Source organism: Actinomadura sp. CNU-125 (assembly GCF_001942465.1).
GTDB lineage: Bacteria > Actinomycetota > Actinomycetes > Streptosporangiales > Streptosporangiaceae > Spirillospora.
In genome coordinates this window covers 1-12,251 of sequence record NZ_MKJY01000150.1, presented here as the reverse complement: position 1 = coordinate 12,251, position 12,251 = coordinate 1, and the positions used below count along the sequence as shown (strand labels likewise).

Genomic DNA, 12,251 nt, shown 5'->3' with positions numbered 1-12,251 from the left:
CGGTGGCGGTGGGACCGCCGCTGCGAGCGGGGCCGGGCAGGCGTCCGCGGGACTCGCGGCGAAGGCGGGCATCGCCAAGATCGCTCTCGCGGTCGCGGGCACGGTGGCGGCCGCCGCCGGAGGCGCGGTCGTCTACGAGACGACCCGGCCGGAGCCGGAGCCCGTCGCGGCCCGGGTCGAGGTCACCCTCGCGTCGCTGGACCGGGCTTACCCCGACCGGTCGCTCAACGTTCGGGGCGGCCAGTACGCGCGGGTCACGGGCCTGCCGGACGCGTCGGTCCAGACCTCGGTCAACGAGGCGCTGCGCGTCCCGCTCGACCAGGCGATCGCCTTCTACGGGCAGTGGGGCGGGGCCGCCTGCGGCGGGCGCGCGAACGTCCTCGGCACGCGGGCCGTCATCGGACTGCGGGGTCCCGACCTGGTGTCGGTGCGTTACGTTCCCCGGGTCGAGCGGATCTGCGGCGAAGCCCCGGACCGATACCCGGGGTTCGTCGCCACCGTCGACCTGCGCACCGGACGCGCCCTGACCGCCGACGACGTCTTCAAGCCCGCGGCGTTCGCCGAGCCCGGCCTGCGGCAGATGTGGGACGGCATCCCGGACGGCGCGGACAAGCAGCAGCTGGCGCGCGGGCATTCCGGGTCGGGCGGGTTCTTCCTCCCCTTCCGGCGCGACACCTGGTTCCCGAGCTCCCAACGTCCGAAGTCTCCACCGTGGTCGCAGCCGTTCTTCCGCGAAGGGCGGTTCGAACTCGTGCACGTCGGTCTGAGCTTCGGTGCGTCCTCCGAACAATTCGGGCTGAACCGCACCAGCACTTACGCCTTCCCCATCCCCTACGCGAAGGTCCGGAGTCTTTTCAAGCCCGAACTGGCCGCACTGCTCCCCGCCTCCTGATCCACCGCCCGTCCATTTGGAAACGATCGAAAGGGTGTGGTGCCGGTGCCCATTTCCTGTAGCTACTGCGGCGGCGAGTCCGGCCACGACCCGAACTGCTACGTCCTTCAGGAGCAGCGGCGGGGCGGGCCGTCCTCGGCCGGTTCCGCACCCGGCGGGAGCGGCGGTTCGGGCCTCTTCGGCGTCGGCTGCGGCTGCCTGGTGCTCGCCGTCGCCGCGGTCGTCGCGTTCGTGACGTTCGCGTTCGACGTCGTCGTCGGACAGGTGATGCCGAACCGCGGACTGTCGGACCGGCAGGTCGAGGCCATCGAGGAGACGACCGGGGTCTGGGACGGCACCTACGTCTGCGACGGCGAGCGGCGGGCGATGCGCCTCACGATGTCCGGGAAGCTGGGCGGGAGCTGCGGAAAGTTCGAGGTCACCAAGCAGGAGACCGCCGCCTGACCGGTCAGGGGCGCGGCGGCCGCTGGCCCAGGGTGCGGGAGAGGGTGAGCGCGGCGGTATGGACGGCCGGTGCGGCGGCGGCGAGCCGCATGCTCGTCGACCAGCCCGACACCGACAGGGCGCCGAGCGCCTCGCCGTCCGGGCCGAGGACGGGGCTGGCGGCGCACACGATGCCGTTGCCGGACTCCTCCCGGTCGTAGGCGACGCCCTCGTCGCGGATCTTGTCGAGCTCGCGGGCGAGCAGGCCGGGCGCGGTGACGCTGCGTCCGGTGGCCCGCACGAGCCCCGCGTCCAGGACGGCCCGGACGACGTCCGGCGGGGAGAACGCGAGGATCGCCTTGCCGACGCCGGTGACGTGCGCGGGGAGCCGCCCGCCGACCTGGGACGGCAGCGGCGGGCCGCCCGGGGACCCGAGGATCTCCACGTAGACGACCTCGGCGCCCTCCAGGACCGCGAGGTGGACGGTCTGGCGGGTCGCCTCCCGCAGGTCCGACATGTACGGGACGGCGGCGTCGCGCAGCACCCGCTGGCGCGGCACCCGCTGCCCGATCTCGAACAGCCGCAGCCCGAGCCGTACCCGGGCGCCCTGGCGTTCGAGGAGCCCGGCCTCGGCGAGGTCGAGGGCGATGCGGTGCGCCGTCGACTTGGGCAGGCCGCTGCGGCGGCCCAGCTCGGCGGCGCCGAGCCCGTCGTCGTCCGCGCGGAACGCGGTCAGCACCGCGACGACGCGCCGGAGATAGCTGTCATCGGACGGCATGACCCCACTTTAGGAGAAGCGTCCCACCGTGCGGGACGGTCGCGTTGCCGCGCGGGCGTCCGCGCGGGCAGGCTCGGAACCGCCATAACGACGAAAGGACGGCCATGGACCCCGGTTCGGTGGAGAAGGCCGCGGGCGCGCTGCTGAACGCGTACGCCACCGGCACCCCCATCTCCCCCCTGACGAACGATCACCCCGACATGTCCATCGCCGACGCCTACGCCGTCCAGGCGGTGCAGGTGCGGACGTGGACGCAGGCCGGGGCGCGCGTCAAGGGCCACAAGGTCGGGTTGACCTCGGCGGCGATGCAGCGGCAGCTCGGCGTGAACTACCCCGACTCCGGCGTCCTGCTGGACTCGATGTTCCTGCCGGAGAACGACGCCATCGAGCGCAGCCGGTTCCTGCAGCCGCGGGTGGAGCCGGAGGTCGCGTTCGTCCTCGGACGTCCGCTGGCCGGACCCGGCGTGACCGCCGCGGACGCGTCGGCGCGGTGGAGTACGTGCTGCCCGCGCTGGAGGTCATCGACTCCCGGATCGCGGACTGGAAGATCAAGCTGCCGGACACGATCGCCGACAACGCCTCCAGCGGCGGCGTGGTGCTCGGCACCCGGCCCGTCCGGCTGGACGGCCTCGACCTCTCGCTGATGGGCTGCCTGCTGCACCGCAACGGGAACCTCATCGACACCGGGGCGGGCGGCGCGGTGCTCGGCTCGCCGATCAACGCGCTGGTGTGGCTGGCCAACGTGCTCGGCGAGAACGGCGAATCGCTGGAGGCGGGCCACGTCGTGCTGCCCGGTTCGATCACCGCGATGGTCCCGGTCTCGCCGGGCGACACCATGACCGCCACGTTCGCCGGAGTCGGTTCGGTGACCGCCCGGTTCGCGGCTCCATGACCGGACGCGAGGAGCGCAGCGACCGGAGTCCGGACATGGAGGAGCCGCGGAAGGTGGGGGTCGTCCCCCCACAAGGAGAGGAGGACGTGTGAGCAAGCTCAGCGCCGCGATCGTCGGGCCGGGCAACATCGGCACCGACCTGCTGGTCAAGCTGCTGCGCAGCGACCTGATCGAGGTCCACTCGATGATCGGTGTGGACCCGGAGTCCGACGGCCTGGAGCGCGCCCGCAAGATGGGCGTCCCGGCGTCGGCCGAGGGCGTGGACTGGCTGCTGAAGCAGCCGACCATGCCCGACATCGTGTTCGAGGCGACCTCGGCGAAGGCGCACCTGGCGAACGCGCCGCGCTACGAGGCGGCCGGGATCACCGCGGTCGACCTGACGCCCGCCGCGACGGGGCCGTTCGTGTGCCCGCCGGTGAACCTGGACTCGCTGTCGGACGCGCCGAACCTCAACATGATCACGTGCGGGGGGCAGGCGACGATCCCGATCGTGCACGCGGTGTCGTCGGTCGTGCCGGTGCCGTACGCGGAGATCGTCGCGTCGATCTCGTCGCGCTCGGCGGGGCCCGGCACCCGCGCGAACATCGACGAGTTCACGCAGACGACGGCCGGCGCGATCGAGAAGGTCGGCGGCGCCGAGCGGGGCAAGGCCATCATCATCCTGAACCCGGTCGAACCGCCGATGATCATGCGGGACACGGTGTTCTGCGCGATCCCGTCCGACGCCGACACCGACGCGATCGGCGCGTCCATCGAGAAGATGGTCGCGCGGGTCGCCGAGTACGTGCCCGGCTACACGCTGCGGGCCGAACCGCAGTTCGACGAGCCCCGCGACATCTGGAACGGGATGGCCCGCGTCGCGGTGTTCCTGGAGGTCAAGGGCAACGGCGACTACCTGCCGCCCTGGGCCGGCAACCTCGACATCATGACCGCTGCCGCCGCCCGCGTCGGCGAGCAGCTCGCGCGCAGGAAGGTGGCATCGTGACGACGCCGCAGACCGCCGCCGACGCGGCGCAGAAGATCCGCATCACCGACTCGACGCTGCGCGACGGCAGCCACGCGATGGCGCACCGCTTCACCGAGGAGCAGGTCCGCGGCGTCGTCCACGCGCTCGACGGCGCGGGCGTCGAGGTCATCGAGGTGACGCACGGCGACGGGCTGGGCGGCTCGTCGTTCAACTACGGGTTCTCGCTAGAGGACGACATCAAGCTCGTCTCGGCCGCCGTGGACGAGGCGACCCGCGCGAAGATCGCGGTGCTGATGCTGCCGGGCCTCGGCACCGTAGAGGACCTGCGCAAGGCGCACGGCGCGGGCGCGGCCGTCGCCCGCATCGCCACGCACTGCACCGAGGCGGACGTGTCGCTGCAGCACTTCGCGGCGGCCCGTGACCTCGGCATGGAGACCGTCGGGTTCCTGATGCTGTCGCACCGGGTCGGCCCGGACGAGCTGGCGAAGCAGGCCCGCATCATGGTGGACGGCGGCGCGCAGTGCGTGTACGTCGTCGACTCGGCGGGCGCGCTCGTCCTCGGCGACGCGCAGGAGCGGATCAGCGCGCTCGTCAAGGAGATCGGGCACGAGGCGCAGGTCGGCTTCCACGGCCACCAGAACCTGTCGCTGGGCGTGGCGAACTCGGTGCTGGCGCAGCAGAACGGCGCCCTGCAGATCGACGGCGCGCTGTGCGCGCTCGGCGCGGGCGCGGGCAACTCCCCCACCGAGGTGCTCGTGCCGACGTTCGAGCGGCTCGGCGTCCCGACGGGCGTGGACGTGCAGAGCGTGATGGCCGCCGCCGACGACGTGGTGAAGCCGTTCCTGCACCGGCTGCCGTTCGCCGACCGGGGCGCGATCACGCAGGGCTACGCGGGCGTGTACTCCAGCTTCCTGCTGCACGCCGAGCGCGCGGCGGAACGCTACGAGGTGCCCGCGCACGAGATCCTGCAGCGGGTCGGCGAGGCCGGCTACGTCGGCGGCCAGGAAGACATGATCATCGACGTGGCCCTCCAGCTCGCCGCGGAGCGCGACAAGGCGTCCGCCTGATTTCGAGTGTTACGCGGAAAGGGCGGGGAGCGATGCTCCCCGCCCTTTTTCGTGTGGTGCGTCAGCGTTTCCGGCGGCCGACGCCGATCTCCATGAGGTCCCGCCCGACGGTGAGGGCGCCGTCGAAGCCGCGGCCCGCCCGCCGCCACCGGCCGTCCGGGAGACCGCCGGGCACGAAGTGGTTCAGCACGAGCCGCCGCGCCCCGGCGTCCCGCGCCACCTTCCCGACCTGGTCGCTCGTGGTGTGGGCGCCGATCATGTGGTTGACGTAGCCCTCCTTCGTCTCGTCCGGCACCGGCAGCCCCGCGATGCTCTCCTCCACCCACGCCTGATCGATCACCTCGTGGACGAGCACGTCGCAGCCGCCCGCCAGGTCGACCAGGTTCGGGGAGACGGTGGTGTCGCCGGAGAACACGACCGAGCCGTCGTCGGTGTCGAACCGGAACCCGAAGGACGGGAACATCTGGCCGTGGTCGACGAGCGTCGCGGTGACGCGGACCCGGTCGTCCTCGTAGACGTCGATGGGCGCCCGCAGGCGCGGAACGGCCCCGCCGGGCGCCGCGCCGTCCGGCGGGGCGATGTCGTGGGCCCGCACGCGGGTCGTCACGTCCGGAGAGTTGGTGTCGAACAGCCGGTCGTTGAAGTCGGTGGCGAACGCCGCGACGAGCGAGCGGGTCATCGCCGCCGTCCCGGGCGTGGGGTTCGCGGGGTTCACCGGGTCCGGCACCGGCCGCCCCGCCGGGAACACGCCGGGCAGCGCGCCGCGGTCGCCGGGGCCGTAGACGTGCACGGGACGTTCCGGCAGGCCGAGGCCGCCGCCGGACGTGCCGTGCAGCAGCAGCGTCGGGTAGTCGGCGACGTGGTCGGAGTGCAGGTGCGTGAGGAAGACGGCGCGCAGGTGGCCGAGGTCGTTCTTGCCCTCGCCGGGCCCGAGGAGCCCGGCCGGGCGCAGGTTGTGCAGCGCCGCCGCGCCGAGGTCGACGAGGTAGAGGGCGTCGCCGACGACGACGGCAGAGCACACCCCGGCGCGGCCGGTGCCGCCCTCCCACCAGATGGGGCCGCCCGACGAGCACGACCTTGGTGTCGTGGCCGTCGGCGGACGGGGACGGCCGGGGGGACGCGGCGGCGGGCGCGGCGCCCAGCAGGCCGGACGCGCCGAGGGCGCCCGCCGCGAGCCCGGCCGAGCGCAGCAGCCCGCGCCGGGACGGCAGGGAACGTGTCTCTTCGCACATGTCATGACCTTTCGGGTCGAGGGGGTGGGGGCGCGTTCCGTCAGGCCGCCGGCGGGCCGAGGGGCGCGGCGAGGCGGTCGCCGATGATCCAGCCGAAGCCGAGGGCCGTGAGCAGGCCGTTCCCGGACGAGTAGCCCTCGGCGGACGGGCCGGAGACGCCGCACGCGGAGCCCCCGCCCGCGTACAGGCCGCCGATCGCCCCGCCGTCGCGGTGCAGGACGCGGCCCGTCTCGTCCACGAGCAGGCCGCCCTGCGTGGTGAGGACGCCGTGCGTCACCCGGCCCGCGTACAGCGGGAACCGGAGCGGCCCGTGGTCGACGCCGCGCGGGTCCTGCGCGACGGACACGGCGCGGAACCCGCCGAGGGTCGCGGCGAGCGCGTCCGGCGGGAGACCGAGGGACGCCGCGAGGCCCGCGGGCGTGTCGTGGCGGGAGAAGGCGCCGGCGGCCGCCGACTCGCGCATGAGCTCCGAGCGCATCGCGATCCCGTGCATGCGCTCGTCCCACACGAGGACGGCGCGGCCGTCGGGGCGCGCGGCGATCAGGCGGCCGAGCTTGGAGTAGCCCTGCGCCTTCTCGTCGGCGAAGCGGCGCCCGTCCGTCCCGACGAGCAGCGCCCCGAGGAACGGCAGGACGGGGTTGAGGCGCGTGCCGTGGCCCGGCACGACCATGCCGTGGCCGAGGAACGCGCCCATGTTGCGGACGGCCGCGCCCAGCCCGACGCCCCACGTGATCGCGTCGCCGGTGCTGGTGGAGACGCCGCCGTAGAAGGCGCCGCGCGCGTCGGGCAGTGCTCGGCGAGCATCGCGCGACGCGGCGAACCCGTCGGCGGCCAGCACGACCGCGCGGGCCCGCACCGCCACGGCGGGCGCCGTTCTCCCGCACCTCGACGCCGACGACCCGCCCGTCCCGCGCGACGAGGCCGGTGCCGGGGGTCTCGTCGATGAACGCGATGTTGGGGGCGGCGGCCACCGCGTCGCGGAGCGTCCGGACGAGGCGGGCGCCGCCGGCCCGTCCGGTGTCGGTGTGCAGGCGCGGGACGCTCTGGCCCGCGCGGGCCATCTCGCGGCCGAGTTCGACCGGGTGGCCCAGCTCGTCGGCGAGCCACTCGACGTAGCGGGGCGCGGCCCGGCAGAGCGCGTGGACGATCGGCGCCGACGCGGCGTCGCCGCTGACGGCGAGGATGTCGCGGGCGTGCCGTTCCGGGGAGTCCTCGATCCCGGCGGCGCGCTGGAACCGGGTGCCGCCCGCCGCGAGGCTGCCGCTGGAGAACCGGGTGTTGCAGCCGTCGCGGACGCTCTTCTCGTACACCGCGACGACCAGGTCGCGGGCGCGGGCGGCGCGGAGCGCGGCGACGAGCCCGCAGGCCCCGCCGCCGATCACCGCCACGTCCACCTCGTCGTCGAACCGGTCGCCGGTCCGGTCGCCGGTGGTCACGTCTCGTCCCGGTAGTAGAAGCGGCGGGCGGCCGCCACCATGTCCGGGGCCGGGCGCGCGAAGTACAGGCCGGTGCGGGGCGGGTGCAGGCCGGTGCGGCGGTACTGGACGGCGCGGGTCTCGGCGAGCGCGAGGGCGGTGCCGAGCGAGTCGATCACCGGGACGTCGTCCACGCGGGACACGCCCTGGTCGGCGAGGAACACGTTCAGCGGCCCCTCCCCCGGCACGATGACGTTCGCGCCGGCGGCGACGGCGCGGCGCGCGGCCGTCCGGAACGCCTCCAGCAGCGGCTCCGGGTCGGCGTAGGCGGCCATCACGTCGGTGAAGCCCTTCTCGACCTGCACGATCGGGCCGACCAGCGACCCGAATCCGTAGGCGTCCATGTTGCGGCGCAACTGCGGTTCGAGTTCGGCGATGAAGTTGACGATGCCGACGCGCGTCCCGACGGTCGCCGCGTAGGCGACCGACGCGTTGCCGAACGCCACGACCGGGATGTCGACGAGCGTGCGGATCTCCTCGAACCCGGTGTCGGGGATCGTGGCGATGAGGAACGCGTCGTACCCCTCGTCCTCGGCCCGCAGCGCCGCCCGGACGAACTGTTCCCGGTGCAGGTTCGTCAGGTAGAGGTGCCCGATGTGGACGCCCGGGTACGAGCCGGGGTACGTGCCGGGGGCCATCCCGTGCGGTTCGACGGTCGTGCCGGGCCGGGCGGCCGACGACAGGTGCCGCCGCAGGGCGTCGCGGTAGTGCGGGACATCGTCCAGGACGGTGAAGCTCTGGTGCCAGATCCTCATGCGCCCGCCGCCTCGGTCCCGGCGATCCGCCCGAACACGGCGCCGCGCAGGACGGACGTCGACCCGGTGTAGTTCGTGTAGTACATCCCGGTCAGCTCGCCCGCCGCGTACAGGCCGGGGATCGGGGCGCCGTCGGTGTCGAGGACCTCCGCGCGGTCGCCGGTCTTCAGCCCGCCGAACGTGAAGACGTTCGAGGCGATGATCGGGTACGCGTGGAACGGCGCCTTCTCGATCGGACGCGCCCAGTTCGACTTCGGCGGGACGAGGCCGCCGGTCGCGAGCCCGTCGGTTTCGAGGGGGCGGAACCCGCCGTCCGGGCAGGCCCCGTTGTACGCGGCGACCGTCTCGGCGAGCGCGTCCGCGGGGATCTCCAGCCGCGCCGCGAGCCCGTCGAGGGTGTCCGCGGTGACGGCGGGCTGGTCGGTGCGGACGGCGGCCGAGAGGTTCGGGACGTCCGCGCTGGCCGCGTCGAAGATCGCGTAGCCGATGCCGTCCGGCTGCGCGTGGATCTTCCGCGCGACCCGCTCGTACCAGGCGTCCACCGGGCCGGGCGCCTCGTCGGTGAACCGGCGGCCGTCCCTGTTCACGAGGATCCCGTACGGGAACGAGAAGATCGCGGCCTCGGCGACGCCCGACCGGGGGTCGACGGGCTCGGCATGGAAGTAGGCGAAGTCGCCCGCCGTCGCGGCGCCCGCGTCCAAGGCCATGAGCAGGCCCTCGCCCTTGTTGTAGTGGCCGCCGCGCGCGACGGGGCGGGTGAGGCGGCCGCCGCGCCCGTGGTAGCGGGCCATCAGCTCGGCGTTGCCCTCGAATCCGCCGCAGGCCAGGACGACCCGTCCGCGCAGCTCGCCGCGGGACGTGCGGACGCCCACGACGCGGCCTTCCGCGCGCAGCAGTTCCCGAGCCGTCGTCTCGTGGTGGAACGCGACGCCGAGCCGTTCGGCCGCCGCCGTCAGCGCCTCGACCAGCGCGAGGCCGCCGCCGACCGGCATGAGCCGGGTCGTCGAGGTGGTGAGGAACGCGGTGGCGAGCCGCTCGAACCGGACGCCGTGCCCGGCGATCCAGCGCAGCGTCGGCCCGGCCCGCTCGGCGAGCGTCGCGACGACCTGCGGGTCGGCGACGCTCATCGACTTCAGCGGCGCCGTCCAGGACGCCGGGTCGCGCAGCGACTCGACCAGCAGCCCGGGATCGGGATGTCCCTGGAAGTCGCCGAGCAGCCGCTCCTCGAAGTCGTCGGACACCTCGTCGATCGACTTCATGCGCAGGAACGCCTCGGTGTGGCGGGTGTTGCCGCCCGCGTCGCCGCGCGGCGCCCGGCTCGGCCACCGCGACCCGCGCCCCGGCCTCCGCCGCCGCGACCGCCGCCGTCAGCCCGGCGACGCCCGAGCCGACCACGACCACGTCGTATCCGGGCATCACGCCTCCCCGCGCAGCCCGGCGACGACGTCGGCGGACGCGCGCACGGCACCGAACATCGGCAGGATCTTCCGGACGGCGACGTCGTGCAGCTCCGGGTCGAACGAGGCGCACATGTCCTCGACGACGGTCACGCCGAGGCCGCTGTCGACGGCCGTGCGGGCGGTCGACTCGACGACGAGGTTCGTCGCGACGCCGCCGAGCAGCACCTCCCGGATCCCGGCGCCGAGCAGCATCTCCAGCAGCGGCGTCCCGGCGAACGCGCCGACGCCGCCCTTGTCGACGACCGGCTCGTCCGGCAGCGGCGCCAGCTCGCTGACGATGCGGGCGCCCGGCGCGTCCCGCAGCATGGCGCGCTCGCGCGGGTAGGCGTCGAACCGCGCCGACCGGTTGGTGCGCAGCTCGTAGGACGGGTCGAACGCGAGCCGCACGTGCACGACGTACAGTCCGGCGTCGCGGGCGGCGGTCAGGGTCCGCTCGGCGGCGGCGAGGACGCCGCGCCGCTCGACCTGCTCGACCAGTGCGGGCATCCGCATGTGCTCGCCCCGCTCGCACAGCGCGACCTGGTAGTCGAGCATCAGCAGGGCCGTACGGTCGGTCATCTGCGTTCCTTTCGATGGGTTCGGGGTCACCACGCGGACCAGCCGCCGTCGACGTACACGATCTGGCCGGTCATGTAGCGGCCCGCGTCGGAGGCGAGGAGCAGCAGCGGGCCGTCCAGGTCCGCGCCGGGCTCGCCGAGCCGGCCGAGCATGGTGCGCTCGCGCATCCAGCGGAGCCTGTCGGGGTCGTCGCCGAGCGGCGCGGTCATCTCGGTCGGGTAGAACACGGCCGGGGCGAGGCAGTTGACGGTGACGCCGTGCGGGCCGAACTCGGCGGCCATCGACCGCGTCAGGTTCGCGACCCCGGCCTTGGACGCGTAGTACGCCGACTCCGGGACGGGTCCGACGCGCTCGGCGTAGACGGTCGAGAAGTTCACGATCGCGCCGCGCCCGCGCCCGGTCATGCGGCGCCCGGCGGCCCGGTTGAGCAGCCAGGTGCCGGTGAGGTTGACGTCGAGGACGCGCCGCCACTCCTCGACCGAGGTGTCCTGCACCTCCTTGCGCAGCATCACCCCGGCCGCGTTGACCAGCACGTCGAGGCGTCCGTCGGGGTCGGCGGCGTGCGCGACGAGCGTCTCCACCCGGTCCTCGCGGGTGACGTCGAACCGCAGCGCGCGGGCCCGCAGGTTCTCGGCCCGCAGCGTCCCGAGGGTCGCGTCGAGGTCGGCGCCGCGCGACGGCAGGTCCGCGACGATCACCTCGGCGCCGCGCCGGGCGAGCGCGAGCGCCGCGTACGCGCCGAGCCCGCCCCGGGCGGCCCCGGTGACGAGGGCCCGCCGCCCGGTCAGGTCGAACATGTCGGTCATTTCGTCTTCGCTCCTTCGCGGCTCGCGTTCGTCCCGGCGAGGCGGCCGAAGACGGCGGACTTGCCGAGGGACGTGCCGGTGACGTAGCCCGCGCCGTGGAACCCGCCGGTGACCTCCCCGGCGGCGAACAGGCCCGGGATCGGGTCGCCGTAGACGTCCAGCACCCGCGTGTCCGCGTCGACCGTGACGCCGCCGTAGGTGGCGAGCATGACGGCGGTGCTCGGGTAGCCGTAGTAGGGCGGCGTGTCGATCGGACGGGGCGCGCCCACCTCGCCCGACAGCGTGCGGCGCCCGAACGGGTCGGGGCCGCCGGTCGCGATCGCCGTGTTGTAGCCGTCCACGGACGCCCGCAGCCGGTCGCCCGGGATCCCCAGCTTGTCGGCCAGTTCCGCCAGCGTGCCCGCCTCCTGGATCTGCCCGGCCCGAAGCCGCGGCCGGAAGTCGTAGATCGGCACGTCGGCGTCCGACCGCTCCAGCACGGGCGCGTCGAAGATCTGGAACGCGACGCCCTCCGGCTGGGCCAGGCAGGCGTCCCCGATCTCCTTGTACGGCAGCGACTCGTCGGTGAACCGGTCGCCGAAGCCGTTCACCGCGACGGCGCCCTTGTAGACGGCCAGCAGCCCGTGCCCCTCCTCGGCGGGCGACGGCCAGGGGAAGACGCCGAACGTCGCCTTGATGTACGGGAGGTCGGCGAGCCCGGCGCCGAGCGAGCAGGCCATCAGCAGGCCGTCGCCGTTGCTGCCCGCGCCGCCCGCCTTGATCGCCTTCTCCATCCCGGGCGCGAACCGGGCGAGCAGGGCCGGGCCGCGGGAGAAACCGCCGGTGGCCAGCACCACCGCCCCGGCCTCGACGTGTTCCGCGCCGTCCCGCGACCGGACGCGCAGCCCGGTGACCCGGCCGCCGGTGACGACCGGGCGCTCGGCCGCGTAGCCGAGCCGGACGCGCG

Annotated in this window: 13 protein-coding genes and 2 pseudogenes; 6 read left to right on the top strand and 9 right to left on the bottom strand. The window is 74.2% G+C overall.

Annotated elements, in window-relative coordinates:
• The coding region (locus BJF79_RS55550) for a hypothetical protein (RefSeq protein ID WP_262402251.1) at positions 1 to 892 on the top strand (892 nt) is incomplete at its 5' end.
• 45 nt (positions 893 to 937) lie between these two features.
• Positions 938 to 1,336: a hypothetical protein gene (locus BJF79_RS18815; RefSeq protein WP_143220030.1), complete on the top strand. Its 399-nt coding sequence runs from the start codon at positions 938 to 940 to the stop codon at positions 1,334 to 1,336.
• A 4-nt stretch (positions 1,337 to 1,340) separates the two neighbouring features.
• Here the strand turns inward: BJF79_RS18815 and BJF79_RS18810 are convergent, their stop codons facing one another.
• Entirely contained in the window at positions 1,341 to 2,093 is a 753-nt protein-coding gene (locus BJF79_RS18810) for an IclR family transcriptional regulator (protein WP_075899183.1), read from the bottom strand.
• 104 nt (positions 2,094 to 2,197) lie between these two features.
• On the opposite strand from BJF79_RS18810, the gene BJF79_RS18805 reads away from it, so the two are divergent.
• From BJF79_RS18805 to dmpG, 4 genes are all read left to right on the top strand, one after another.
• On the top strand, positions 2,198 to 2,737 hold the full coding sequence (locus BJF79_RS18805) for a 2-keto-4-pentenoate hydratase (RefSeq protein WP_262402250.1): 540 nt from the start codon (positions 2,198 to 2,200) through the stop codon (positions 2,735 to 2,737).
• On the top strand, positions 2,626 to 2,985 hold the full coding sequence (locus BJF79_RS60665) for a 2-keto-4-pentenoate hydratase (protein ID WP_410050110.1): 360 nt from the start codon (positions 2,626 to 2,628) through the stop codon (positions 2,983 to 2,985). The genes BJF79_RS18805 and BJF79_RS60665 overlap by 112 nt, the downstream gene beginning before the upstream one ends.
• A gap of 88 nt (positions 2,986 to 3,073) precedes the next feature.
• Positions 3,074 to 3,970 carry an acetaldehyde dehydrogenase (acetylating) gene (locus tag BJF79_RS18800; protein ID WP_075899181.1) on the top strand — a complete coding sequence of 299 codons (897 nt, stop codon included), beginning with the start codon at positions 3,074 to 3,076 and terminating at the stop codon, positions 3,968 to 3,970.
• Entirely contained in the window at positions 3,967 to 5,019 is a 1,053-nt protein-coding gene (gene dmpG, locus BJF79_RS18795; protein WP_075899179.1) for a 4-hydroxy-2-oxovalerate aldolase, read from the top strand. The genes BJF79_RS18800 and dmpG overlap by 4 nt, the downstream gene beginning before the upstream one ends.
• 61 nt (positions 5,020 to 5,080) lie before the next feature.
• On the opposite strand, the gene BJF79_RS18790 is transcribed toward dmpG, so the two are convergent.
• The 8 genes and pseudogenes from BJF79_RS18790 to BJF79_RS18760 form a co-directional block, all read right to left on the bottom strand.
• The gene (locus tag BJF79_RS18790) at positions 5,081 to 6,256 is read right to left on the bottom strand and encodes an MBL fold metallo-hydrolase (protein ID WP_143220029.1); all 1,176 of its coding nucleotides are present in this window, start codon (positions 6,254 to 6,256) and stop codon (positions 5,081 to 5,083) included.
• Between the two features lie 35 nt (positions 6,257 to 6,291).
• Positions 6,292 to 7,633 (bottom strand): annotated as a pseudogene (locus BJF79_RS18785) (FAD-binding protein).
• A gap of 50 nt (positions 7,634 to 7,683) precedes the next feature.
• Positions 7,684 to 8,481: an aspartate/glutamate racemase family protein gene (locus BJF79_RS18780; RefSeq protein WP_075899177.1), complete on the bottom strand. Its 798-nt coding sequence runs from the start codon at positions 8,479 to 8,481 to the stop codon at positions 7,684 to 7,686.
• Complete coding sequence (locus BJF79_RS18775; RefSeq protein ID WP_262402248.1) at positions 8,478 to 9,740, bottom strand: FAD-dependent oxidoreductase; 1,263 nt, start codon at positions 9,738 to 9,740, stop codon at positions 8,478 to 8,480. Before BJF79_RS18775 ends, BJF79_RS18780 begins: the two co-directional genes overlap by 4 nt.
• 58 nt (positions 9,741 to 9,798) lie before the next feature.
• A pseudogene (locus tag BJF79_RS67075) lies at positions 9,799 to 9,897 on the bottom strand (FAD-binding protein); the annotation flags it as partial.
• Positions 9,897 to 10,499 carry a cysteine hydrolase family protein gene (locus tag BJF79_RS18770; RefSeq protein ID WP_075899175.1) on the bottom strand — a complete coding sequence of 201 codons (603 nt, stop codon included), beginning with the start codon at positions 10,497 to 10,499 and terminating at the stop codon, positions 9,897 to 9,899. The gene BJF79_RS18770 and the pseudogene BJF79_RS67075, both read right to left, overlap by 1 nt.
• Before the next feature lie 26 nt (positions 10,500 to 10,525).
• Positions 10,526 to 11,305: an SDR family oxidoreductase gene (locus BJF79_RS18765; protein WP_075899173.1), complete on the bottom strand. Its 780-nt coding sequence runs from the start codon at positions 11,303 to 11,305 to the stop codon at positions 10,526 to 10,528.
• The coding region (locus BJF79_RS18760) for an FAD-binding protein (protein WP_075899171.1) at positions 11,302 to 12,251 on the bottom strand (950 nt) is incomplete at its 5' end. The genes BJF79_RS18760 and BJF79_RS18765, both read right to left, overlap by 4 nt.

What these genes read in the sequence shown, in the direction of transcription:
- BJF79_RS18765 (WP_075899173.1), bottom strand. Translation starts at nt 11,305, where the DNA reads ATGACCGACATGTTCGACCTGACCGGGCGGCGGGCCCTCGTCACCGGG.
- BJF79_RS18770 (WP_075899175.1), bottom strand. Translation starts at nt 10,499, where the DNA reads ATGACCGACCGTACGGCCCTGCTGATGCTCGACTACCAGGTCGCGCTG.
- BJF79_RS18775 (WP_262402248.1), bottom strand. Translation starts at nt 9,740, where the DNA reads ATGAAGTCGATCGACGAGGTGTCCGACGACTTCGAGGAGCGGCTGCTC.
- BJF79_RS18805 (WP_262402250.1), top strand. Translation starts at nt 2,198, where the DNA reads ATGGACCCCGGTTCGGTGGAGAAGGCCGCGGGCGCGCTGCTGAACGCG.
- BJF79_RS18780 (WP_075899177.1), bottom strand. Translation starts at nt 8,481, where the DNA reads ATGAGGATCTGGCACCAGAGCTTCACCGTCCTGGACGATGTCCCGCAC.
- BJF79_RS18790 (WP_143220029.1), bottom strand. Translation starts at nt 6,256, where the DNA reads ATGACATGTGCGAAGAGACACGTTCCCTGCCGTCCCGGCGCGGGCTGC.
- BJF79_RS18810 (WP_075899183.1), bottom strand. Translation starts at nt 2,093, where the DNA reads ATGCCGTCCGATGACAGCTATCTCCGGCGCGTCGTCGCGGTGCTGACC.